Source organism: Actinomycetota bacterium (assembly GCA_040881665.1).
Lineage (GTDB): Bacteria > Actinomycetota > UBA4738 > UBA4738 > HRBIN12 > JBBDWR01.
Map to the genome: position 1 here is coordinate 77,424 of JBBECT010000004.1, position 24,575 is coordinate 101,998.

17 protein-coding genes and 1 pseudogene are annotated in these 24,575 nt (G+C 68.9%); 7 read left to right on the forward strand and 11 right to left on the reverse strand.

What is annotated here, in order from left to right; all coding sequences use genetic code 11:
- Nucleotides 1-3: 3 nt before the first annotated feature.
- The 4 genes and pseudogenes from WEF05_01425 to WEF05_01440 all read right to left on the reverse strand — a co-directional run bounded on the left by WEF05_01425 (nucleotide 4) and on the right by WEF05_01440 (nucleotide 5,030).
- Complete coding sequence (locus WEF05_01425) at nucleotides 4-1,635, reverse strand: 2-isopropylmalate synthase (protein ID MEX1100560.1); 1,632 nt, start codon at nucleotides 1,633-1,635, stop codon at nucleotides 4-6.
- Complete coding sequence (ilvC, locus tag WEF05_01430; GenBank protein ID MEX1100561.1) at nucleotides 1,622-2,644, reverse strand: ketol-acid reductoisomerase; 1,023 nt, start codon at nucleotides 2,642-2,644, stop codon at nucleotides 1,622-1,624. The genes WEF05_01425 and ilvC overlap by 14 nt, the downstream gene beginning before the upstream one ends.
- Before the next feature lie 62 nt (nucleotides 2,645-2,706).
- The gene (ilvN, locus tag WEF05_01435) at nucleotides 2,707-3,270 is read right to left on the reverse strand and encodes an acetolactate synthase small subunit (protein ID MEX1100562.1); all 564 of its coding nucleotides are present in this window, start codon (nucleotides 3,268-3,270) and stop codon (nucleotides 2,707-2,709) included.
- Nucleotides 3,267-5,030, reverse strand: a pseudogene (locus tag WEF05_01440) (acetolactate synthase large subunit). Before WEF05_01440 ends, ilvN begins: the two are co-directional and overlap by 4 nt.
- 345 nt (nucleotides 5,031-5,375) lie before the next feature.
- Between WEF05_01440 and WEF05_01445 the strand changes: the two are divergent.
- Nucleotides 5,376-6,593, forward strand: a complete 1,218-nt coding sequence (locus tag WEF05_01445) for a saccharopine dehydrogenase C-terminal domain-containing protein (GenBank protein ID MEX1100563.1) — start codon at nucleotides 5,376-5,378, stop codon at nucleotides 6,591-6,593.
- A 63-nt stretch (nucleotides 6,594-6,656) separates the two neighbouring features.
- On the opposite strand, the gene thrC is transcribed toward WEF05_01445, so the two are convergent.
- Both thrC and ilvD read right to left on the reverse strand, forming a co-directional pair.
- Nucleotides 6,657-7,904, reverse strand: a complete 1,248-nt coding sequence (thrC, locus tag WEF05_01450) for a threonine synthase (GenBank protein MEX1100564.1) — start codon at nucleotides 7,902-7,904, stop codon at nucleotides 6,657-6,659.
- Nucleotides 7,905-9,587, reverse strand: a complete 1,683-nt coding sequence (ilvD, locus tag WEF05_01455; protein ID MEX1100565.1) for a dihydroxy-acid dehydratase — start codon at nucleotides 9,585-9,587, stop codon at nucleotides 7,905-7,907.
- A gap of 82 nt (nucleotides 9,588-9,669) precedes the next feature.
- Between ilvD and WEF05_01460 the strand changes: the two genes are divergently transcribed.
- Nucleotides 9,670-11,091 carry an FAD-binding oxidoreductase gene (locus WEF05_01460; protein ID MEX1100566.1) on the forward strand — a complete coding sequence of 474 codons (1,422 nt, stop codon included), beginning with the start codon at nucleotides 9,670-9,672 and terminating at the stop codon, nucleotides 11,089-11,091.
- A 24-nt stretch (nucleotides 11,092-11,115) separates the two neighbouring features.
- Here WEF05_01460 and WEF05_01465 read toward each other — a convergent pair whose 3' ends face one another.
- The gene (locus WEF05_01465; GenBank protein ID MEX1100567.1) at nucleotides 11,116-12,513 is read right to left on the reverse strand and encodes an amidase; all 1,398 of its coding nucleotides are present in this window, start codon (nucleotides 12,511-12,513) and stop codon (nucleotides 11,116-11,118) included.
- Nucleotides 12,514-12,524: 11 nt separating this feature from the next.
- On the reverse strand, nucleotides 12,525-14,168 hold the full coding sequence (locus WEF05_01470; GenBank protein ID MEX1100568.1) for an NAD(P)/FAD-dependent oxidoreductase: 1,644 nt from the start codon (nucleotides 14,166-14,168) through the stop codon (nucleotides 12,525-12,527).
- 73 nt (nucleotides 14,169-14,241) lie between these two features.
- Between WEF05_01470 and WEF05_01475 the strand changes: the two genes are divergently transcribed.
- Nucleotides 14,242-15,384, forward strand: a complete 1,143-nt coding sequence (locus tag WEF05_01475) for a hypothetical protein (protein ID MEX1100569.1) — start codon at nucleotides 14,242-14,244, stop codon at nucleotides 15,382-15,384.
- 15 nt (nucleotides 15,385-15,399) lie between these two features.
- Nucleotides 15,400-16,578 (forward strand): acyl-CoA dehydrogenase family protein, encoded by a 1,179-nt coding sequence (locus WEF05_01480; GenBank protein MEX1100570.1) that lies wholly within the window; start codon nucleotides 15,400-15,402, stop codon nucleotides 16,576-16,578.
- Between the two features lie 4 nt (nucleotides 16,579-16,582).
- Here WEF05_01480 and WEF05_01485 read toward each other — a convergent pair whose 3' ends face one another.
- Nucleotides 16,583-17,254, reverse strand: a complete 672-nt coding sequence (locus WEF05_01485; GenBank protein MEX1100571.1) for a hypothetical protein — start codon at nucleotides 17,252-17,254, stop codon at nucleotides 16,583-16,585.
- A 70-nt stretch (nucleotides 17,255-17,324) separates the two neighbouring features.
- Between WEF05_01485 and WEF05_01490 the strand changes: the two genes are divergently transcribed.
- Both WEF05_01490 and WEF05_01495 read left to right on the forward strand, forming a co-directional pair.
- Nucleotides 17,325-18,755, forward strand: coding sequence for an alkaline phosphatase family protein (locus tag WEF05_01490; GenBank protein ID MEX1100572.1), 1,431 nt, complete (start codon nucleotides 17,325-17,327; stop codon nucleotides 18,753-18,755).
- A 99-nt stretch (nucleotides 18,756-18,854) separates the two neighbouring features.
- The gene (locus WEF05_01495; GenBank protein MEX1100573.1) at nucleotides 18,855-19,817 is read left to right on the forward strand and encodes an ROK family protein; all 963 of its coding nucleotides are present in this window, start codon (nucleotides 18,855-18,857) and stop codon (nucleotides 19,815-19,817) included.
- Nucleotides 19,818-19,826: 9 nt separating this feature from the next.
- On the opposite strand, the gene WEF05_01500 is transcribed toward WEF05_01495, so the two are convergent.
- Nucleotides 19,827-21,977, reverse strand: coding sequence for an acetate--CoA ligase family protein (locus WEF05_01500; protein ID MEX1100574.1), 2,151 nt, complete (start codon nucleotides 21,975-21,977; stop codon nucleotides 19,827-19,829).
- A 22-nt stretch (nucleotides 21,978-21,999) separates the two neighbouring features.
- A complete protein-coding gene (locus WEF05_01505; GenBank protein MEX1100575.1) occupies nucleotides 22,000-23,619 on the reverse strand; it encodes an NAD(P)/FAD-dependent oxidoreductase in 1,620 nt (539 codons plus the stop codon).
- Nucleotides 23,620-23,879: 260 nt separating this feature from the next.
- Here WEF05_01505 and WEF05_01510 point away from each other — a divergent pair, with 260 nt between their 5' ends.
- Nucleotides 23,880-24,515 (forward strand): TetR/AcrR family transcriptional regulator, encoded by a 636-nt coding sequence (locus WEF05_01510; protein ID MEX1100576.1) that lies wholly within the window; start codon nucleotides 23,880-23,882, stop codon nucleotides 24,513-24,515.
- Nucleotides 24,516-24,575: the final 60 nt, after the last annotated feature.

Here is a 24,575-nt window from a genome sequence, read left to right on the forward strand (position 1 = left end):
CACTCACGGCGTCACCTCGCTGCTCGGGTCGACCTGCGGAGTCGACTGCACCCGGAGGGCTCGGTTGATCGCGGCGAGGAACGCGCGCGCCGAGGCCTCGACGACATCGGTCGCCACCCCCCGGCCCGACACCCGCCGTCCGTCGACGTCGATCTGCACGACGACATCGCCGAGGGCGTCGGTTCCTCCGGTCACGCTCGAGACGTTGAAGCTCACGAGTCGGCCCTCGACGCCGGCGGCCCGTTGGATCGCGCCCATCGCGGCGTCGATCAAGCCGTCGCCCATCGCGGACTCCTCGATCACCTCCTCGCCCTTGCGCAGGTGCACGGTGGCGCGCGGTTCCAGATGCGTGCCGCCGCCGACCTGCAACGACTCGAGCACCAACAGATCGCTGTCGGCCGCCCCGAGCTCCTCGGCGACGATCGCCGCCAGGTCCTGATCGGTGATCTGCACCTTGCGGTCGGCGAGGTCTTTGAACCGCGAGAACGCGCGGTCGAGGTGTTCCCCGTCGACGTCGATCCCCATCTTGTCCAAGGCGTCGGCGAACGCGTGACGCCCGGAGTGCTTGCCCAGGACGATCTGGTTGCCCTCGAGGCCGATCTCGACGGGATCCATGATCTCGTAGGTCGCCCGGTTCGAGAGCACGCCGTGCTGATGGATCCCGCTCTCGTGGGCGAACGCGCTGGCGCCGACCACGGCCTTGTTCGCCTGCACCGAGTAGCCCGTGGTCATCGCGACGAGCCGCGACGTACGGACGATCTGGTTCAGGTTCAGCTGGTGGGTGACGCCGAGCGCAGCACCGCGGGTGCGAACGATCATCGCGATCTCCTCGCCGGCACAGTTCCCGGCGCGCTCGCCGATCCCGTTCACCGCGACCTCGATCTGCCGGGCCCCGTTGACCATGCCCGCCAGCGAGTTCGCCACCGCCAGGCCGAGATCGTTGTGGCAGTGCGTCGAGATCGTGACGCGCTCGGGAGCGTGCTCGCGGACGATCCGCACGAGCTCGCCGAACTCGTGCGGCATCGCGTACCCGACGGTGTCGGGCACGTTCAGGGTGGTCGCCCCCGCGTCGACCGCGACCCGGAAACACTCGAGCAGGAAGTCGAGGTCCGTGCGGGTTGCGTCCTGCGCGCTGAACTCGACGTCGTCGGTGTAGCCGACGGCGCGCTTGACCCCCTCGCGGATCGCCTCGAGCGCCTGGTCGTGCGACATCTTCAGCATCGCATCCAGCTGGATGTCGCTCGTCGAGATGAACGTGTGGATGCGCCAGCGATCGGCGCCCTTCAGCGCCTCGGCCGCGCGATCGATGTCGCCGGGCGTCACGCGAGCGAGCGCAGCGATCACGGGACCCTTCACGGTCTGCGCGATCTCTCGGACGGCGTCGAACTCGCCTTCGGAGCTGACCGGGAAACCCGCCTCGACGATGTCGACGTTCAGCCGCGCGAGCTGTTCGGCGATCTCGACCTTCTCGGCCTTCGTGAGCGCGATGCCGGGTGCCTGCTCCCCGTCGCGCAGGGTCGTGTCGAAGATACGGACGTGGTCGCCGCCGGCGGCGACACCTCCCGCGCCGACGCCGAACTCCGTCCCCTCGGGTACGTCTCCTACGTTTCCTACGTTTCCGTCATCGTTCGTCACCGGGAACCACCTTCTTGTCGGACTCCAACCAGGGCATCATCTGCCGCAGCTCGCGTCCCACCTGCTCCAACTGGGAGGAGCGAGCTGCGCTCCTAAGTCGGAGGAACTCCTCGAAGCCGGCGTCCGCCTCGCCGATCCAACGCTTCGCGAAGGTGCCGTCCTGGATCTCGGTCAGCACCTGCTGCATCTGGGCGCGCGTGTGGTCGTCCACGATCCGCGGGCCGCTCTGGTAGTCGCCCCACTCGGCCGTGTCGCTGACCGAGTAGCGCATCCACGACAGACCACCTTCGTAGATCAGATCGATGATCAACTTCAGCTCGTGCAGGCACTCGAAGTAGGCGATCTCGGGCTGGTAGCCCGCTCCGACGAGGGTGTCGAACCCGCTCTTGATCAGCTCGGAGATCCCGCCGCACAGGACGGTCTGCTCGCCGAACAGGTCGGTCTCGGTCTCCTCTTTGAACGAGGTCTCGATGATCCCCGGACGCGCGCAGCCGATCGCCGCTCCGTAGGCGAGCGCGCGGGCCTTCGCCTTGCCGGTGGCGTCCTGGTGGACGGCCACGAGTCCGGGCGTGCCGTTGCCTTCTTCGTAGGTCCGGCGCACCAGGTGCCCGGGGCCCTTCGGGGCGATCATCGTCACGTCGACGCCCGTCGGTGGCTGCACCGTTCCGAAATGGATCGAGAAACCGTGCGCGAACATCAGCATGTCGCCGTCGGACAGGTTGGGCTGGATGTCGGAGGTGTACACGGCTCCGTGGGAGGTGTCCGGCAACAGGCACATCACGACCTCGGCCTCGCGCACGGCCTCGGCCGTGTCCACGACGCGAAGTCCGGCGGCCTCGGCCTCGGCACGCGAACGAGATCCCGGACGCAGACCGACGCGCACGTCGAGGCCCGAGTCCTGCATGTTCAACGCGTGCGCGTGCCCCTGGCTGCCGTATCCGAGCACGGCGATCTTCTGGTCCGAGAGGACGGCGGGGTCGGTGTCCTTCTCGTGATAGATCGTCGCCATGGTCTCGTTCTCCCTCTCCGGGGCCCTCTATCGAGCCCCGGCTCGTGATGGTCTGTGTGCGGTCAGACTCCTCCACCGGTCCAATCCGGTGAGGAGCGGTCCTCGCCTGAGACGCGCGCCGCGCGGAGCACCCGTTCCCGGATGCCGCGGTCACCGCGGGTGAGCGCGATCCGTCCGGTACGCGACAGCTCGACGATCCCGAAGTCCGACAGCAGCTCGAGCAGCGCCTCGACCTTGTCGGGCGCGCCCGTCGCCTCGATCGTCAGCGTGCGTCGCGAGACGTCGATGATCTTCACGCGGAACACGTCGGCGATCTCCATGATGCGGGCCCGGGCGTCACCCTCGGCGCGCACCTTGACCAGGACGAGCTCGCGCTCGACCGAGTCGCGATCGGTGTGTTCGAGGATCTTGATGATGTTGATCAGCTTGTTCAGCTGTTTGGTGACCTGTTCGAGCGACTTCGACGCCACGTCGACGACGATCGTCATCCGGGACAGCCCACCCTCCTCGGTCGGGCCGACGGCGAGCGATTCGATGTTGTAGCCGCGGGCCGCGAACAGCCCCGCCACCCGGGTGAGCACACCCGGTTTGTCTTCCACCAGGACGGACAGCGTGTGTCTGCTCATGCGATCGGTGCCTCCGCGGGATCCTCGACGGGCTGGAGCTGCTCGGGGCCGGTGATGATCTCGTCGTTCGACGCTCCTGCCGGGATCATCGGGAAGCAGTTCTCCGACTCGTCCACGCGGAAGTCGATCACGACGGCTCGGTCGTCCACGGCCAGCGCCTTGTCGATCACGGTCTCGACCTCTTCAGGCCGCTCGGCCCGAAGACCCACGGCCCCGTACGCCTCGGCGAGCTTGACGTAGTCGGGCACGTCGTAGCCGAGGTGCACCTGCGAGTAGCGCTCGTCGTAGAACAGCTCTTGCCACTGCCGCACCATGCCCAGCGACGCGTTGTTGATGATCGCCGTGATGAACGGGATCTTCTCGGTCTGGGCGGTGGCGAGCTCCTGGCAGGTCATCTGGAAGCAGCCGTCGCCGTCGATCGCGACGACGCGCTTGTCGGGGACGCCGGCGGCCGCACCCAGCGCGGCGGGCACCGCGAATCCCATCGTTCCGAGCCCCCCGGAGTTGATCCAGGTGCGCGGATGGTCGAACTTCCAGAACTGCGAGGCCCACATCTGGTGCTGCCCCACCCCGGCCACGACCACCGTTTCGCTGCCGGCGGCCTCGTACAGCCGCTCGATCGCGAACTGCGGCTTGATCGGACCGTCGGGCTGCTGGTCGTAGCGCAGGGGCTCGTCCCGCTGCCAGCCGCGCAGCGTGTCGAACCAGGCCGAACGATCGGCGAGCTCGCCGCCCTCGGCGAGCTTGGCCTCGAGCTCGTGCGCCATGCGCCCGGTCACGTCCTTCGCGTCGCCCACGATCGGCACGTCGGCGTTGCGGACCTTGCCGATCTCGGCGGGATCGATGTCGGCGTGCACGATCTTCGCGTGCGGCGCGAACCCCGCCACCTTGCCGGTTACGCGGTCGTCGAAACGAGCACCCAGCGCCACGAGCAGATCGGCCTGCTGCAACGCCATCACGGCCGTGTAGTTACCGTGCATGCCGGGCATCGCCAAGCACAGCTCGTGGCTGTCCGGGAACGCTCCGCGCGCCATCAGCGTGGTGACGACGGGCGCGTTGGCGGCCGTTGCGAGCTGCATCAGCTCCTTCGTGGCGCCGGCCTTGATCACGCCGCCGCCCACGTACAGCACCGGCTTGCGCGCCTTCATCAGGAGCTTCACGGCCTCGCGGATCTGCCGCGCGTTGCCCTTGGTCGTGGGCCGGTAGCCGGGCAGATCGACGTGCTCGGGCCACTTCCACGTCGTCTCGCTGACCTGGACGTCCTTCGGCAGGTCGATCAGCACCGGCCCGGGGCGCCCCGTACGAGCGATGTGGAACGCCTCACGTACCACCTCGGCGACCTCGCCGGGGTGGGTGACCAGGAAGTTGTGCTTGGTGACCGGCATCGTGAGTCCGGTCATGTCCGCTTCTTGGAACGCGTCGTTGCCGACGACGGGCGTCGGCACCTGCCCGGTGATCGCCACGATCGGGACGGAATCCATCTTCGCGTCGGCCAGCGCCGTCACCAGGTTGCAGCCGCCCGGTCCGGAGGTCGCGATGCAGACCCCGACCTTCCCGGTGGCCCACGCGTAGCCCTCGGCGGCATGACCCGCGCCCTGCTCGTGGCGGCACAGCACGTGACGGACGCTCGACTCGATCAACGGGTCGTAGGCGGGCAGGATCGCACCGCCGGGGATACCGAACACGGTGTCGACGCCCTCCAGCTCGAGGGCCTTGAACATCGCCTGCGCTCCGGTCAGCTTCATCTCTCGCAACCTCCTCCACCTGCGATCCCCGTCGTCCGGCGGCGACGGTGTGTCGCTCGCCGGTCGGTTGCGGCGATCCCCCGACCGTTCGGGTTCCGCCGCTTCCGTCGATCCGCTCCCGGTCCGGTGGTGTGGTGTCGGACCCGGGAAGAGAAAACCCCCGCCGGTCGGCAGGGGCGTCTGGCGCGGTCCTCCGGGCCTTCACATGGCCCGGCCGCGCCTAGCGGATAAGTACGAGGGTCTGCTTGCTGCAGGGACTCGTGGTCGACATAGCCCACCGAGTGTACCGGCGTGACCTGCGGTGTCAACCCGAACCCGCAGGTCGTACGGGCCGCTCGCGTCCCCGGTACACTCGCCGCCATGAAGATCCTGGTGACCGGAACCGGGGGCGTGGGGTCCGCGTTCGCCGCCATCGCCGCCCGTCGTGACTTCTACGAACGCATCGTCCTGACCGACATCGACGAGGCTCGGGCCCGAGCGGTCGCCGACAAGCACGGCGAACGCTTCGAAGCCGCACGGCTCGACGCATCCGACTCAGCGGGGATCGCTGCGTTCTGCAAGGAACACGCGATCACCCACGTGCTGAACGCCGCCGACCCGCGGTTCGTGATGCCGATCTTCGACGGAGCCTTCGAGGCCGGCGTGACCTACGTCGACATGGCGATGTCGCTCTCGGAACCCGATCCCGCGCAGCCGCACGCGAAGGTCGGCGTGAAGCTCGGCGACGAGCAGTTCGCCAAGGCGGATCAGTGGGAGGAACGCGGCCAGCTTGCGCTGGTCGGCATCGGCGTCGAACCGGGCATGTCCGACGTGTTCGCGCGGTACGCGGCGGACGAGCTGTTCTCGCGGATCGACGAGATCGGGGTCCGCGACGGCGCCAACCTCGAGGTCGAGGGGTACGCGTTCGCGCCGACGTTCTCGATCTGGACGACGATCGAGGAGTGCTTGAACCCACCCGTGCTCTGGGAGAAAGAGCGGGGCTGGTACACCACCGCCCCGTTCTCCGAACCCGAGGTCTTCACGTTCCCCGAGGGGATCGGACCGGTGGAGTGCGTCAACGTCGAACACGAAGAGGTCGTTCTGATCCCCCGATGGATCGACAGCAACCGCGTCACGTTCAAGTACGGCCTGGGCGACGAGTTCATCAACGTCTTGCAGGTGCTGCACATGACCGGTCTCGACTCGACCCGGAAGGTGACCGTCCGCGGCGCGGAGGTCGCGCCACGCGACGTGGTGGCCGCGACGCTGCCCGATCCACTCACCCTCGGCGACAAGATGAAGGGCAAGACGTGCGCGGGGACCTGGGTGACGGGAACCGGCAAGGACGGCAAGCGACGCGAGGTCTACCTGTACCACGTGGTCGACAACGCCGAGACGATGGGGCGCGACGGATCACAAGCGGTCGTGTGGCAAACGGCGATCAACCCGGTCGTCGCGCTCGAGCTGCTCGCCAACGGCAGCTGGGAAGGAGCGGGCGTGCTCGGCCCGGAGGCGTTCGCTCCGACACCCTTCCTCGATCTGCTGAAGGGCGAGTACGACTCACCGTGGGGCATGGAGGAGCGCACGCCCGCTGTGTAAGAACCGACCGTGCTGGCTGAGCACGTCCTGAAAGAGGCCTTCCATCCGCGCGGGCGGAACCGCCTACCCGTTGAGCGCGGCGAGGAACTCGTCGAGGTCGGCAGCGACGTTGTAAGTGGCCTCGAGGTGGCCCTCGAGGGCCTCGATCGTCTTGTAGCCGTTGCCGGTGACGTAGGCGACGGTCTCCTCGTCCGAGCGGATCACGCCCTGCTCGACCAGACGCTTGAGGTTCGCGATCGTCACTCCTCCGGCGGTCTCGGTGAACACGCCCTCGGTCTCGGCGAGCAGCGTGATGCCCTCGACCACCTCGTCCTCGGTGCAGTACTCGATCGCTCCACCGGTCTCGCGGGCGGTCTGGATCGCGTACCACCCGTCCGCCGGGTTCCCGATCGCGAGCGAGCGGGCGATCGTGTTCGGCTTCACGGGGGTGACCTCGGAGGCGTTCTCCTTGAAGGCCTTGGCGACCGGGGAGCACCCTTCCGCCTGCGCGCCGGAGATCCGGTAGGTCGTATCGGCGACGGCACCGATCGCGGTCAGCTCACGGAACGCGCGGTGGATCTTCGTCATGAGTGCTCCCGAGGCGATCGGCACGACCACGTGGTCGGGCAGGCGCCATCCCAGCTGCTCCGCGGTCTCGAACCCGAGGCTCTTGGAACCCTCCGCGTAATACGGACGCATGTTCACGTTCACGAACGCCCACGGGAGGGCTTCGGCGACCTCCGAACAGAGGCGGTTCACATCGTCGTAGTTGCCCTTGACCGCGATCACCTTCGCGCCGTACGCCTCAGTCGCGAGGATCTTCGCGCGTTCGAGATCCTCGGGAACGAACACGTACGCCGGCATCCCGGCCTTCGCCGCGTGCGCGCCGGTCGCGTTCGCGAGGTTGCCGGTCGACGCGCAGCTGATCGCCTCGAACCCGAACGCGCGCGCCATCGTCGTCGCCACCGACACGACCCGGTCCTTGAACGAGTTGCTCGGATTGACCGAGTCGTCCTTGATCCACAGTCGCTCGAGCCCGAGCCGCGCGGCGAGGTTGTCGGCGCGGCGCAGCGGCGTGAATCCGGCGCCGAGGTCGATCCGGGGCACGTCGGGACCCCCGGGGAGCAGGGACTCGTAGCGCCAGAGGCTCGCGGGCCCGGCTTCGGCCTGCTTGCGGAAGTCGACGCCATCGACCGCGTCGAGATCGTAGGCGGGCTCGAGCGGGCCGAAGCACGCCTCGCAGATCGTGAGCGGCGCGACGGGGTAGCGGGCGCCGCACTCGCGACAGGCGAGCGCCGCAGGCGTCGTGATCGTCGTCTCGGGAGTGCTCATCTATCCGGTCACCGCCCCGTGGTCGGCACTTCCGACAAGCTTGGCGTACTTCGCGAGTGCTCCACGCTCGTAGCGCGGCGTCGGTGGCGTCCACCGGGAGCGGCGGTCGGCCAGCACGGTCTCGTCGACCGACACGTCGATCGTGCGCCGGTCGACGTCGATCACGATCTCGTCGCCCTCCTCGATCAGGCCGATCGGTCCACCGACGGCGGCCTCCGGGGCGATGTGGCCCACCGAGAAACCCTTCGTCGCTCCGCTGAAACGTCCGTCGGTGATCAGCGCGACGTCGTTGCCGAGGCCGGCCCCGGCCACGGCCGCCGTCACGGCGAGCATCTCGGGCATCCCGGGCGAGCCCTTCGGACCCTCGTAGCGGATAACGATCACGTCGCCGGCGACGATCGAGCCGCCGGTGAGCGCATCGAACGCCTCCTGCTCGGAATCGAACGGGCGCGCGCGTCCGCGGAAGACGGTTCCCTCCGCGCCGGCGGCCTTGACCACGGCGCCATCGGGCGCGACCGAGCCGCGCAGGATCGCGATGCCGCCCCACGGATGGATCGGGTCGGACATCGGGTGCACGACGACGCCGTCGGGCTGCGCAGGAACCAGGTCCGCGAGGTTATCCCCCAGCGACTTCCCCGTGACGGTGAGGCAGTCGCCGTCGATCAGATCGGCGTCGAGGAGCTCCTGCAGCACGACCTGAACGCCTCCGACCCGGTCGAGGTCGGTCATGACGAACTTGCCCGCCGGCCGGACGTCGACGAGGTGGGGAACCCGCCGGGCGATCCGATCGAAGTCGTCCAGCTGCAGGTCGACGTCGATCTCCCGTGCGATCGCGATCAGGTGCAGCACGGCGTTCGTCGACCCCGCGATCGCCATCACGACGGCGATCGCGTTCTCGAACGCCTGCTTGGTCAAGATCCGTCGCGGGGTCAGCTCCTGCTCGAGCGCGTACGTCAACGCGAGGCCGCTCTCGCGGGCGAGGATCTCGCGGCGCGCGTCGACCGCCGGTGGCGAGGCCGCCCCCGGCAGGGACATCCCGAGAGCCTCCGCCGCGGCCGCCATCGTGTTCGCCGTGTACATGCCGGCACACGAACCGTAGGTGGGGCATGCGTTGCGTTCGATCCCCTTCAGGGTCGCGTCGCTCATCGTCCCCTTCGCGTGCGCACCCACGGCCTCGAACACGTCCTGGATCGTGATGTCGCGATCCTCGTAGGTTCCGGGGAGGATCGTTCCGCCGTACAGGAACACCGACGGGAGATCGAGCCGTGCCATCGCCATCAGCATCCCCGGCTCGGACTTGTCGCACCCCGCGATCCCGAGCAGCCCGTCGAAACGCTCCGCGTGCATCACGATCTCGACGGAATCGGCGATCACCTCCCGGGAGACGAGCGAGGCCTTCATGCCCTCGTGGCCCATCGCGATGCCGTCGGAGATCGCCACGGTCGTGAACTCGATCGGGACGGCACCACCCTGACGGACGCCCTCCTTACCGAGCGCCGCGAGCTTGTCGAGGTGGTAGTTGCACGGCGTGACCTCGTTCCAGCTCGACGCAACCGCCAGCTGCGGCTTGCTGAAATCGTCTTCGGACAGGCCGACCGCGCGAAGCATCGCGCGGGCCGGGGCGCGTTCGGGCCCCTCGGTGACCTGCCAGCTCCTCGGTCGATTACCCTGCCTGCGACTCACGTGGGTCCCCCGGTGGTCGGACGCGCGTTGGACAGGCACGATACCAACTGCAGGTGAAGCGAAAGAAAGGCTCCTTCCTCCGATGCGTACATCGCCCGACCTCCCACCCGACCAGGGACGCAGTTGGTGGCTGCGTGAAGCGCTCGAGGACGATCCCGGAACGTCCTGTCCGCCGATCGAGGGCGACCACGAGGCGGATGTCGTCATCGTCGGCGGAGGCTACACGGGGATGTGGACGGCCTGGAACCTCCTGGAGCGCGACGCCGGTCTCGACATCGTGCTGCTCGAGCAGGACATCTGCGGTGGGGGGCCGAGCGGACGCAACGGCGGGTTCACCAACGGGTGGTGGACGAACCTGGAGAGCCTGATCGAACTGTTCGGACCCGAGCACGCGATCGCGCTGTGCGAGGCCGGCGACGAGAGCACGATCGAGATCGGGACCTGGTGCACATCCAACGGCGTCGATGCCTGGTACGAACGCAGCGGCGACCTCGGCGTTGCCACCTCACCCGCCCAGGAGGGCCGTTGGATCGAGCCGGTGGAGACCGCGCGGCGCCACGGGCACGGCGACAAGGTCGAGGAGCTGTCGGCGGCGCAGGTCGCGGAATGGATCTCGAGTCCTGTGTTCGGCGGCGGGTTACGCAACGTGGTCGCGGGAACCGTGCAGCCGGCGCGGCTCGCCCGCGGACTGCGCCGAGTGCTGCTCGACAAGGGTGTGCGGATCCACGAGGACTCTCCGGTCCGTCGGTTCTCACCCGGACCGCCGACGTTCGCCGAGACGCCCGCCGGGCGGGTCCGCGCCGGAGCGGCCGTGCTCGCCGTGAACGCATGGGCCGGTCACTGGAAGCAGTTCCACTCGCGGGTCACGGTGCGCGGCAGCTACATCGTGCTCAGTGCGCCCGCTCCCGATCTGCTGAAGGAGATCGGATGGACGGGCGGGGAGGGCCTGTGGAACTTCCGCGCGTCGGTCAACTACGTGTGCACGACGCCCGACGGGCGGATCGCGTTCGGTGCGGGTGGCATGCAGCCCGACATCGCGCGACGGATCGGTCCGCGCTTCTCCTTCGACCCGGGATTCGTGGCGCGGACGACCGAACACTTCCACCGGATGTTCCCGACGTTCCGCGACGTCCCGATCGATGCGGCGTGGGGTGGGCCGATCGACGTGTCCGGATCGCACATGCCCTCCTTCGGAACGCTGCCCGGCACGCGGACCCATTTCGGGTTCGGCTACACGGGCAACGGCGTCGCCCCCAGTCACCTCGGCGGCAAGATCCTCGCCTCGCTCGTGCTCGGCACCGACGACCGATGGAGCCGGCTCCCGCTTGCCGGTCATCGCCCCCGGCGCTTCCCGCCCGAACCGATCCGCTCCGCAGGGATGTTCGTCGCGAACAAGGCGATCCTGCACAAGGACGATGTCGAGGACGCCGGGCGCCACTCGAACCGGCTCGTCAACCTCGTCGCAACGCTCCCTCGGCGACTCGGCTACCACCTCGGTCCGTAACGCGAGGTTCGGACCGCCCGGCCTTCACCCGTCGAACGGCTCGTAGCCCGGTGCGACCGATCGCCAGGGGTTGGCCGACTCCCAACGCGCGCCGAACTCGAGGACGAGGCCGTCCCGGAATCGAGGTCCGGTGACCTGCAATCCGAACGGCAGGCCGTCGGGGAGTGTTCCGGCGGGGACCGACAGCGCCGGGTGACCGGTGATGTTGGCCGCCTGGGTGTTGTACGCGGTGGCCGATCCGGCGGCGGCGGGATCATCGGGCGTCGCCCCCGACGGATCCCACCCCTCGGTCGGCATCGTCGCCTGCAGCAGCAGGCCGTCCTCCCCGAGCAGATCGTCGAGCGCCCGACAGAACGCGAACCGGCGGCGGCGCGCGGCAAGGTAGGTCTCGCTGTTGATCGACAGGCCCTCCTGCATCGCCTCCAGGAACCCGGGATCGAGTCGGTAGGCGTTCTCCTCGATCGTCTCGCGCCCAAGGTAGTGCGCGTGTTCGGTGGCGACCGTCGTGAACCAGTCCTCGTCGATGTTGCCCGCGTCGAAGACGCGCTCGTGCGAGATCGCCTCGACCTCGATCCCGAGCTGGCTCTCCACGTGCCCCAGGGCGTCCGCGAACGCGTCGGCGACGGGAGCGGGCAGCGGACCGGCGGGCGAGTTGCGCTCCATCGCGTAGACGCGGTGCGGCAGCAGGGTGAGGCCCGGCATCGGGATCCACGAAGGCAACGCGCCGGGGTCGCCCGCCGCCGGTCCGGCGATCGTCGACAGCAGCAGGCGCACGTCCGCGATCGAGGTTGCAAGCGGGCCGGGCGTCGAGAAGTCGAGCCAGATCGGGATCGGATCACGGCCGACGATCCCTGCCGTCGGCTTCAGCCCCACGAGGCCGCAGAACGAAGCCGGGATCCGGACCGACCCCCCGCCGTCGGTAGCGGTCGCGATCGGCGCGAGTCCGGCGGCAAGCGCGGCGCCGGCGCCCCCGGAGGAACCACCCGGCGACCGGGTCGGCGCCCACGGGTTACTCGTCGCTCCGAACACCCGGTTCGCGGTGAAACCGTGGAAGGCGTACTCGGGGGTGTTCGTCTTGCCCACGACGATCGCGCCCTCGGCCCGCAGCCGCCGGACCGTCGCCTCGTCGGTCGCTGCCGGCGGATCGTCCGCGTGCAGCAACGATCCGTGCGTCGTCCGCATCCCGGCAACGTCTTCCACGTCCTTGACGAGCACCGGCAGACCGGCGAGCGCTCCGACCTCTTCCCCGGCGGCGATCCGCTCGGTGAGCTCGACCGCCTCAGCGAGGGCCTCGGTGTCGCGCCGGGCGACGACCGCTCCGATCGCGCCGTCGAGGGCGTCGATCCGGTCGAGGCTGCGGCGGACGAGCTCGGAGGCGGACACCCGCCGTTCTCGGACGTCGGTGGCGAGTTCGACGAGCATGAGGGCTCGTCCTAGCTTCCGTTGCGACGCGGCAGGAACGGAAGACCGCGGACGCGATCGACGAGGTCCTCGCGCTTGTGATCGCGGACGATGACGCTCGCGGCGTTCTTCCCGCTCACGCCCATCACGCCACCTCCCGGGTGGGTGCCGGCTCCGCAGAGGTAGAGGTTCTTCACAGGCGTCCGGTAGTCCCCGTAGCCCGGGACCGGGCGGAACGAGAACAACTGATCGGGGCTGAGCTCGCCCTGCATGATGTTCCCGCCGAGCAGGCCGTAGCGCTCTTCCATGTCCTTCGGGCTCAGCACCTCCACATGCTCGACGAGGGTGCGCAGTCCGGGGGCGTACTCCTCGATCCCGGCGAGCACGCGGTCGGCGTAGGCCGCGCGCTCGTCCTCCCATGTTCCGTCCCGCAGCTCGTAGGGGGCGTACTGCGAGAAGCCGAGCATCAGGTGCCTCCCGTCGGGAGCGAGGCCCGTCGGCTCGTGTGCCGTCGGGAAGACGACCTCGACGTAGGGATGCTCGGCCGCACGGCCGTACTTGCAGTCGTCCCAGGCTCGCTCGAGGAACTCGATCGACGGGGACACGGCCATGAGTCCCTTGTGGAGCTCCCCGGGCTGGTCCCACGCGGGGAAGGTCGGGAGCTCGGACAACGCGACGTTCACCTTCACCGAACCCGACCGCGTGCGGAACCGTTTGATGTCGCCGGCTACCTGCGGCGGCAGCCAGCCCTCACCGACGAGATCGAGGTACGTGGTCTTCGGGTGCGCGTTGGACACGATGCGTTTCGCGCGGATCTGCGATCCGTCCTCGAGCTCGACGCCGGTCGCACGGCCCTCGGAGTTGATCAGCACGCGGGCGACGGGCTCGGAGACACGAACGTCGGCGCCGTAGGCGCGTGCGGATGCAGCGAGCGCCTCCGACACCCCGCCCATGCCGCCCTTGACCCACCCCCACGCGCCGAAGTGACCGTCGATATCGCCGATCCAATGATGCATCAACACGTAGGCGGAGCCCGGGGACATCGGGCCGCCCCACGCGCCGACGACGGCCTGCGTCGCGAGCGCGCCCTTCACGCGATCGTCCTCGAACCACTCGTCGAGGAAGTCGGAGGCACTCATCGTGAACAGACGGACGAGCTCGAAGAGATCGCGGCCGCTCCAGCGACGGAACTTGCCACCCGCGGCAGCGAGCTTGGGCAGTTCCTTGATCGAGATGTTCGGCGGGATCACGAACAGCAGTTCCTTCACCTGCTCCGCGATCCGCTCGAAGTAGGCGTCGAACGCCGTGTAGGCATCCGCGTCGCGCTTGTTCAGCTTCGCGATGTTCGCGACGTCTCGCTCCAGATCGCCCCACAACGTCAGCGAGCTGCCATCCGGATACGGAACGAAGTAGTCGGGCGTGATCAACGAGACCTCGTAACCGAACCGCTTCAGCTCGAGATCGGACACGACCTGCGGCGGCATGAGGCTCACGACGTAGCTCGCCGACGACACACGGAAGCCCGGCCAGGGCTCCTCGGTGACGGGGGCCCCGCCGAGGACCTCACGCCGCTCGAGGACGAGGACGTCGAGTCCGGCCCGGGCGAGGTAGCCGGCGCACGCCAAGCCGTTGTGGCCTCCGCCGACGATGACCACGTCGCGTTCGAACCCGCTCACGAACGGGACCGTACCGATGCCTCCACCGAGCTGCAAGCGACCCGGTCCGCGACCTTGATAGGTTGCCGCCTCGATGGACGAACGCCACCGGCAAGCCCTGATCGCGGGCGCGGCGACTTCCCTCGTCGTCGCCGCGATGGGGTTGTTGTTCTTCGGTCCGAACCGAGACGCCGACCGGCCGAGCGCCGCTCCAACGGGCCCGGAGATCACCTGCGAGGACTGGCACGTCGTACCCGTGCACGTGCTCGGCCCCGGTGCGAGCGCGCTCCACGACGTCGACGGAACGCCGGGCGATGTCTGGGCGGTCGGGACTCAAGGCACCGGCCCGCTCGTGCTGCATGGGGTGGACGGTGCGTGGGAGCTCGTCGTCCCGGACCTGCGGGGCGTTCGCGGTCAGGTGGAGTTGAGCGGAGTGTCGGTCCTCGCACCTGACGATGTCTGGATCGTCGGTGCGGCCCGAACCGAGCGAGCGGGGCAGAGCCCCGTTCTCCTCCACTGGGACGGGAGAACCTTGCAACCGGACCCGGGTCCACGACGACCGCCCGACGACACTGCGCTGCTCGCCGTGGGCGCGACCGACGACCTCGTCGTCGCCGTCGGCGGGACGGGGGACATCGCGAAGGGCACAGGGACCCCGGTGATCTTCACCTCGCAGGGCCGCGCCTGGAGCGTCGAGCGGACCGACTCGGAGACGGGGGTCCTGCGCGACGTCGTCGTCGATGCTCGAGGATCGATCGTGGCCGTCGGGTTCCGGGGCGACCCGGTCGAGCGAGTGAGCATCCCCTTCGCCGAGGCTCGCAGCGGGCCGCGCTTCCGGGAGTTCCTCGCGGAGGAACGCGCGCGCAACGCCCTGTACGCGGCCGGTGAGGCGACGGGCGGAGACGTCTGGACTCTCGGAACGATGGCCGCCCTGTTCGACGGACGGAGGTTCCGGCGCGTGCCGGTCGCGCTCGCGGGAACGACGGTCCTCGGCGTGAGTCAGCCCTCGGCCAAGCGCGCGGATGCGGTCGGCGTGAAGCAGACGCAAGCAGGCCCGAGGCCGGTGTTCGCGCGCTGGAACGGACGCCGATGGCAACCGTTGAAGGTTCCGGCGACCAGCGAGTTCCCGGGCAGCCTCGAGGCGATCGTGACGGCCCGCAGCGGATCGGGCTGGGTCGTCGGTACGCGCGAGACGGCCGAGGGCGGCGAGGCGCTCGTGCTTCGCAAGGGCTGCTGAGGAGATGGGACGAAGATGGACCTACAGCTGACCGACGAGGATCTCGAACTCCAACAACGGGCGCGTGCCTTCACCGAGGAAGTCCTGTTCCCGCTCGAGGACGAGTGCGAGGAGCTCGACGGCCTCACTCCCGAGAGCGCGAGCGGCGCGAAGCAGGCCGTGCTCGACTGGAACTTCAACGGGATCAACCACGCGGTCGCCGACGGTGGGCAGGGGCATGACCTGTTCCGCCAGCTCCTGATCGAGGAGCAGTGGGGGAAGGCGACGGGGGCGCTGTGGGACATCCCCTGGCGTCCCTCGATCCCGCTTTCGCTGGGAACGGAGGCCCAGAAAGAACGGTTCCTGCGTCCGGCGATCCGGGGAGAGAGGCGCGACGCGTACGCGATCACCGAGTCCGGAGCCGGTTCGGACCCGTCGATGGTGCAGACCTCGGCGGTCCGCGACGGCGAGGATTGGGTGCTCAACGGCACGAAATGGCACGTGACCTCCGGCGACGTCGCGGACTTCTTCCTGGTCCACGCGCACGTGGACGGCGATCCCGCAAAGGCGACCGTGTTCCTGGTCGACAAGGACACGCCGGGGGTCGAGCTCGTCCGAACGCCGAAGTACATGCACACCTTCGTGTTCGAGCACCCGATCTTCGCCTTCCACGACGTGCGCGTCGGGGACGACCGGGTCCTCGGCGAGGTCGGCGGCGGCTATGACCTCACGAAGGACTGGTTCGTCGAGGAGCGGCTGATGATCGGCGCGCGGACGATGGGAGCATCGACGCGCGCGCTCGACCTCGCGCTCGCGTTCGCGTCGCGCCGGGAGCAGTTCGGAACGCCGATCGTCGCGTTCCAGGCGATCGAGTTCATGCTCGCCGACATGGCCGCGGAGATCATGGCCGCGAAGTCGATGCTGTACCGGGTCGTGTGGCAAGCCGCGCGCGGCGATGCCGCACGCAAGGAGATCCATGCGATGTCGAGCGCGGTCAAGCTCGTCTGCTCGGAGACCGCGGGGCGCGTGATCGACAAGGCCGTGCAGATCTTCGGCGGCCGAGGCTATATGCGCGAGTACACGGTCGAGCGCCTCTACCGGGAACTGCGCGTCGACCGGATCTGGGAGGGCACCTCGGAGATCCAGCGGCTCGTGATCGGCAACGAGCTCCGCAAGCGCGGCGCGGACGTGTACACGGGATGGCCCTCGCGCTGACCGGCTACGAGTCGGAAACGCAGCCCACGACCTCGGGGGGCATGCCGGGGAGCGTCAGGTCTTCCCCGCCCTCGACGAAGTCGTAGGGGATGCCGGGCCACTCGCCGGGAAGTCCCGGATAGACCTTCGCCTGGGGGTCGCTCGTGTCGAGCTGGAACCCGATCCAGTCCGGCGATCGCCACCCTTCCGAGTCGTAGGGAGCCACGGCGGACACGCCGGAGCCGAACACGCGGTTCTCGATCAGGAACCGTCCCTGGAGCTCGGGGGCGCGGCGCTGGTAGCCCTTCACGTACCAACGCTCGACCACCCGCAGGTACCCCTTGTCCGGATCGGGAGGGGACTCCGGCCCCGAGAAGAACCGAAGGTCGTGCACCACGAAGGGGCCCTTCCAGGCGGTCTCGCGCCGGAGCACCCGCAGGGCCTCGCCGTACTCGGGGTCGCGGGGGTCGGGGGTGACCCACCCCTCGACGCAGTCCTGGGAGACCTTCCCGCGGGTCGGCGGTCTCGGTTGCGGCTCGTCGGGTGGCTGGGCGTCAACGGGGATCGCTGCTGTGGAGTCCGCGGTGATGACGGGAGCCGGGGCCGGGGTGGTCGCGGTCTCGTCCCCGTCGCAGGCGGCGAGCACGAGGACGAGCGAACCCGTCGCGAGCATGAGTCGAAGGGATGTATGCACCATGTGTGGAGATGTGTCGGAAACGACGCCGGGAGGATACCGTCCTCGAACACCGTTGGTAGGGTCCTGACGCATGACGCAACGCGAAACACATATCGAAGATCTGCACGAACGCAGCGTCCACAAGCCCGTCTCTCGCAGGGAGTTCCTGAGCACCTCCGCGATGGCGTTCGCCGGTGGAGTGCTCTACGCGTGCACCGGCGACGAGCCGCGCGGCGCGCGCGTCACGCCGTCGCCCAGCGCCACCGTCGCCGCGACGCAGACCCGGTGGCCGATCAAGCGCGTCGTGTACGTGATGCTCGAGAACCGCAGCTTCGACAACATCTTCGGTCGCTACCCCGGTGCGAACGGAGCGCGATCGGGCGACAACCTCGGAACCGAGGTGCCGTTGATCGATTGTCCCCAATGGCTTCCCGGCGATCTTCCCCACGATCACTCGGCGGCGTTGAACTGCTTCAACGACGGCAAGATGGACGGGTTCGGCGGCGGCGCGTTCAATTTCGGCTACGGGTACTCCTCATTCTCGCGGGGTGATCTGCCCAACTACTGGCAGTGGGCCGACGACTACGTGCTGTCGGACAACTTCTTCGCGAGCGCGTTCGGACCCAGCTACCCCAACCACATGTACTTCGCGGCGGGAACGGCGGCCGGCGTGATCGACAACCCGGAGAACATCCTCGTCCGCCGCGAGGACGGCAGGGCGATCAAGAGCTGGGGATGCGACGCGTTCGGCGAGGACGTCTACGTGTTCACGATGGACGAGCGGGGAAACCTCGGGAAGCACTCCACCTGCTTCCCGAACCGAACGGTTCCCGAACAGCTCAGCGAGGCGGGCGTGGACTGGGCCTACTACGCGCCGGAGCCGGCGCAGTCGGGCTACATCTGGTCGGCGCTGTCGGCCTTCGAAGGCGTCTACCACACCGACCTGTGGCCACGACACGTCAAGCCGGTCGACGACCTGGTGCGCGACATCGAGGACGACCGGCTCCCGGCGGTCACCTGGGTCGTCCCGCGGTTCGAGCTGTCCGATCACCCGCCCTGGAACTCGCGATACTCGATGAACTGGGTGACCGACCTGGTGAACGGGCTGATGGCGAGCCCGGCATGGGAACACACGGCCGTGTTCGTCACGTGGGACGAATGGGGCGGCTTCTTCGACCATGTGGAACCGCCGATGGCCGACAAGCACACGCGGCTCGGGTTCCGCGTTCCCCTGCTGACGATCTCGCCCTGGGCGCGTAAGGGCATGGTCGATAGTGAGCCGACCGAGTTCACGAGCCCGCTGAAGTTCGTCTCCGACAACTGGGGCCTGGACTACCTCACGCCGCGGATCGCGGACACGAGCAACCTCGAGCATCTCTTCGATTTCAAGGGCAAGCCTCGCCGTGACGCCCGTCCGCTCCGGAAGGTCAAGGCCGAGGGAAAGCCGTTCACGTTCCCCTCCGACTACGAGGGCTGGGGTACGGACGTCGTGCCGGACGAACAGTTCATACCCGACAACTGACGCTTCCGATCCCGGGCCACGCACCGTCTCCGCGTGCGACGCGGACGCGGATACGGCATAGTCCGTCACACGGTGCGTCGCACGGGGGAGGAACGGCGCGTGGCGAAGCTGACGGCGGGGATCGACCTGGGGGGCACGAAGATCCAGGTGGTCGTCCTTCGCGCGCGGAAGGTCGCCGGGCAGGCCCGTATCCCGACCCCGCACTCGGGGGTCGACGACGTCGCCACGGCGATGGCCGAGACCGTGCGGGACGCCCTGGCCGAGGGTGGACTCGCGGCGTCCGACCTCGCGGCGGTGGGGGTCGGAAGCCCGGGCGAGATCGGCCAGGAGAAGGGAACCGTGGCGCGTTCGCCCAACGTTCCCGGCTTCGAGGGGGCCGACCCCGTGCCGCTGGCCGGCACGCTCTCGCGCAAGCTCCGGCGGGTACCGGTGAAGATAGACAATGACGTGCGCGTCGGCATGCTCGGTGAATGGAAACGTGGCGCGGCCCGCCCGTACCAGGACGTGATCGGCGTGTTCGTCGGCACCGGCGTCGGCGGTGGGCTCGTGCTCGAGAACCGCATGCGTCGTGGACGCGGTTCGGCGGGCGAGATCGGACACACGATCGTCAAAGAGGGCGGACGGACATGCTCGTGCGGCCGTCCCGGCCACCTCGAGTCGTACGCGGGTCGCGCCCGTATCGAGGCGCACGCGCGCGACCTCGTGAACAAGGGCAAGAAGACCGACCTGTTCGACATCATGGCCAAGCGGGGCCGTGACCGGGTGACCAGTGGCGTGATCGCGCGCGCGATCGATCACGGCGACAAGCTCACGATCAAGCTGATCGACGAGGCCGTCTGGGCGCTCGGCATAGCGCTCTCGAACGCCCAGAACCTGCTCGACGTCGAGGCGGTCCTGATCGGTGGGGGTCTCGGCGACCGGCTCGGCGCGCCCTTCGTTCAACGGATCGCCGACGCGATGGCGCCGCAGCTGTTCGCTCCGGACCGCGCGCCGGCGATGCTCACGACCGAGCTCGGCGACCTCGGCGGCGCCGTCGGAGCAGCGGTCCTCGCCGGCGGATAGGCCTCAGCATCATCCGCGCGGGATCACGAGCGCGTCGACGGCGACGCAGCCGTCGGGACCGGCGATGATCGGGTTCACATCGAGGGCGGCCAGACGGTCCCCGAGGTCCGCGGCGAGCACCGAGAGCGCGGCGACGGCGCGCGCGACGGCGTCGACATCGGCGGCCGGAGCCCCGCGGAACCCGTCGAGCAGCGCGCGGGAGCGCAGGCCGTCGATCATCCGCCGCGCGCCGGCCTGGTCCAGCGGCGGCAACCCCAGACGGCGGTCCTTCAGCAGCTCGACGAGCACCCCGCCGGCCGCGACGAGCACGAGCGGCCCGAACTGCGGGTCGCCGACCACGCCGAGGGCGAGCTCGACGCCTGCGGGCGCCATCGCTGCGACCGACACCTGCGGGCCGAGGCGCGCGGCGAGATCGTCGTAGGCGCCGCCGACCGCATCCTCGTCGACGAGACCGAGCTTGACGCCGCCCACGTCAGACTTGTGCGCGACCCCGGGGGCGGCGGTCTTCACCACGACGGGGTACCCGATCTTCGCCGCGGCAGTCAGCGCCCCCTCGCGCGTCTCGGCCCGCTCGGCGCCGATCACCGGCACGCCGTAGTCGGCGAGGAGCTCGAGCCCTTCGAGCTCGTCGAACCCCGTTCCAGACGCGAGCCGCGCACGCCAGCGCTCGCGGACCTGCGCGTTCGGTGGCGAGGGAGGCCGAACAGGAGCGCGTTCGCGGATCGCGTGATCGTCGAGCAGGTGGCGCAGCGCACGGAGGGAGGACTCCGCCCCCTCCAGGACCGGGATGCCGAGCTCGCGCAGGTACCGCGCCTCGTCGTTGTCGACGGCGCTCGCGAGGTTCGACTGCACGCAGAACGGTTTGTCGGTCTGCTCCCAGACCTGCTTCGCGACTTCGAGGTACCCGGCCTCGTACGGCTGGCCCTGGCGCGTCATATCGACCGAGAACACGAGCACGGCGACGTCCGGATCGTCGTGCAGCGCCCGCAGGCAGTCGACGAAGATCGCGTCCGCGTCGATCCCCGTTCCCCATGCGTCGAGCGGGTTCGCGGCGATCAAGCCGGGGTCGAGCCGCTCCTGGATCACGGCGGTCGTCGCACCCGAGATCTTCGCGAACGGGACCCCCGCGTCCGCAGCGAGATCGACGAGCAGCACGCGCTCCCCGCCGGAGTCGTGGAGCGAGGCGATCCCGCTGCCCGATCGCACCCGTCGCGGGGAGCTGAATAGCTCGAGCGTGTCGGCCATCTCATCGAGGCTCGCGACGCGATGAACGCCAGAGGCGTCGAAGAGCGCCTCGTACGCGCCGTCCTCGCCGGCGAGCGCTCCCGAGTGCGCGGCCACCATGGCCTGGGCGCCCTCAGCTCTGCCGACCTTGCACACGATCACCGGGATCCCGCGTTCCGCCGCGCGTTCGAGCGCAGAACGGAAGTGCTCGGGCCGGCGGATCGTCTCGAGGAACAGCCCGATCACACGCGTGGAGTCCTGGTCGAGCGCGTAGTCGAGGTAGTCGGGGACGCCGGTGACGATCTCCTGTCCGCTGGAGACCAGGATGTTGAAACCGATCCCGCGATCGTTGAACGCGACCGCCGCGAACGCCGAGCCCGAGTGGGAGACGAACGCGACGGGTCCCGGACGCATCGCGTCCGGCGTCGGGAACCCGGTCGCGCGAAGCTTCGTCTCGAGGTTCAGGAACCCCATACCGTTCCCACCGCAGAACGCCATGCCGTTCGCGTCGGCGATCGCCGCGAGCCGCTCGGTCAGGGGCGGCGCTCCTGGCTCGGGGTCCTCCTCATGGAGGCTCGAGAAGGTCGCCCCGGATCTGGCACCGGCCTCTGCGACGTCCGCCAGCGCCCGCTCGATCCGGTGGTTCGCAACGCCGAGGATCGCGAGGTCGACCGGTTCGGGCACCTCGGCGATGCTCGGATAGCACCGGTAGCCGTCGATCTCGTCGTAGCCGGGATTCACCGGATACACCGCCCCGGCGTACCCACCGCGACGGAGCTCGAGCATCATCGACTCGCCGAGGGATCCGGGTTTCACGCTCGCACCGACGACCGCGACCGAGCCCGCCTGCAGCATCGTTGCCACCGCCCGCCGGCGCGGATCGGCCACGGCGGGGGTCGGGGTGGCTCCGCTCTGCGTGCTTCCGGAACTGCTCACGGCGAGATGTCCGGCGGCCGGATCAGGTGCCGGACTTCACCATCCGGTCCTTCTTGGCCTGTCGGAACGCCTGCCAGCCGGGGATCCCGCAGACACCTCCCCCGCCGTGGGTCGCCGACGAGCCGTGGTACAGCCCCTTGATCGGCGTGCGGAAGTCCGCGTAGCCCGGTGCCGGACGCATGTGGAACAGCTGCTCGACCGACAGCTCGCCGTGGAAGATGTTCCCGCCGATCAACCCGAGATCCTGTTCCATGTCGTATGGCCCGATCACCTGACGGTCGATCACCGCACCCTTGAAGTTCGGCGCGAGCGAGGTGTACATGTCGATCGCGCGGTCGGCGTAGGCCTCGAGCTCGTCGCGATGCGGCTCGGTGTTCCAGTCGTCGGGCACCCACTGGCTGAACATCGAGAAGATGTGCACGCCCTCGGGGGCCAGCTCCTTGTCGAGCGACGTCGGGATCGTTCCGTCGACGAAGGGGCGCGTCGCTCCCTTGCGCCCCATGTGGGCGTCCTGGAACGCCTCCTCCGCGTAGCCCGGCGAGAAGCACAGCTCGACCGAACCCGTGTGATGGTCCTGGAGGTCCTTACCGGGGTCGGCGGTGAAGTCGGGGAGCTCGGAGAGCGCCACGTTGATCTTCACCACACCAGAGCGCGTCTTCCACCGTTCGATGTCCTGGACGAAGTCCGCGGGCAGCTCGTGACGGTCGAGCAGCTCGAGGAACGACAGCTGCGGGTGGATCGTCGTGACGACGACCGGCGCTCGCAGCTCGTCGCCGTTCTCGAGCACCACACCGACCGAGCGCCCGTTCTGCACGAGGATCTTCTTGACCTTGGCTTCGGTGCGGATCTCCGCGCCGAACGACTCCGCCGCACGTCGGCAGGCGTCGGACACGCCGCCCATGCCCCCTTGTTGGAACCCCCACGACCCCAGGTGCCCGTCGCCGACGTCGCCGATCGAGTGATGGAGCATCACGTAGGCTGTGCCGGGCTCGTCCGGCCCCGCCCAGGTCCCGATCACACCGTTGACCGCGAGCATGCCCTTGATCTCATCGGACTCGAACCAGTCGTTCAACAGGTCCGAGACACTCATCGTGAACAGGCGGGTGACGTCCGCCACACCGCGGACCCCGAGCTTGCGCATCTTCCAGCCCGTCCGCGCCTGGTCGAGGAGGTCGCCGAACTGCATCGAGCCGACCTTGGGCGGCACGTTGAGCAGGAGCGGACCGAGCACGTCCGCGACGCCCTTCAGCCACTGCTCCCACTCGGGCAGGGTGTCGGCATCCTTCTTGGAGAACTGGGAGATCGACTCGTAGCTCTTCTTCGCGTCGTCCGCGTAGACCTTGATCGAACGACCGTCCGGGTAGGCCTGGTAGTACGGGCCGAACGGCGTGACGTTGTAGCCGTGCTGCTCCAGGTTGAGCTCCCGGATGATCGTGGGGGGCATCAAGGACATGACGTAGGAGTAGGTCGTGACGTTGATGTCCGGGTTATCGGGGAACGGAGCGCTCGTGTCGGCCGCGCCGCCGGTCTTGTTCCGGGCCTCGAGGACGACGGTCTTCGCACCGTTCTTGGCGAAGAATCCCGCGCTTATCAACCCGTTGTGCCCGCCGCCGATCACGATCGCGTCGTACACGTTCGCCATGTCTCGCACACACCCTTCCCTCTCGCGGTCCCGCTCCGGACCTGGCACCCTCTCGCGTCGCGGTCGACGTGACCACGCGGCATACCGCCCGGGATGCTGCCACATGGTTGAACCGTCAGTCAAGTCGAGATCCTGGGCGTCCGGCGGTTGACACCGCAGGTAGAGGCCGTAAAGTCTCCTGAACGGATATTCAGTTCGGGCGGCCCCGCCGGCCGCCCTCTGAGCGGCGTTCAGGGCGCAGCGCCCTCGCGGAGGTGGCGGTGGCCAGCAACCGGCAGAAGCCAACGAAGGACCGGCACACCGAGATCCTCGATGCCGCGGCGAAGGTGATCACCGACCGCGGTCTGGCCGAGACACGGATCTCCGACATCGCCGAGCGCGCCGGTGTGTCGCCCGGCCTGATCCTCTACTACTTCGAGTCGAAGGATCGCCTGCTCTCGGACGCGCTCACGCACGTGAACGATCGCTACTACCTGCAGATGTCTCGCGAGCTGCGTCGGATCGACTCGGCCCGCGAGCAGCTCGAGCGTCTGATCGGCCTGTCGGTGCCGGGGCTGCTCCCCGAGTTCGACCGGCTCGAGGAGTGGGCCCTCTGGATCGAGGTCTGGGTCCGGGCCCTGCGCGACCCGGAGATGGCCAAGGAGCGGGAGGTCCTCGACCGCCGCTGGCGGGACGCGATCAGCGACATCATCCGCCACGGGCAACAAGCCGGAGAGTTCCCGGCCGAAGGAGATGCCGATGAGCTCGCCCTGCGACTAAGCTGCATGATGGACGGGCTGGCCATCCAAGTGATCATGAACGACTCGGCCGTTCCGCCCGACCGTATGAAGCGCACCTGCATGGAGGTCGCTGCAAACGAGATCGGAGTCGCCTTCGATCGCGCCGAGGCTCCCTGAGGGGAGCCACGGAGCCACCCCCCCATCTGGACCCCTCCCCTCGTCCGGCCCGATGAGGCC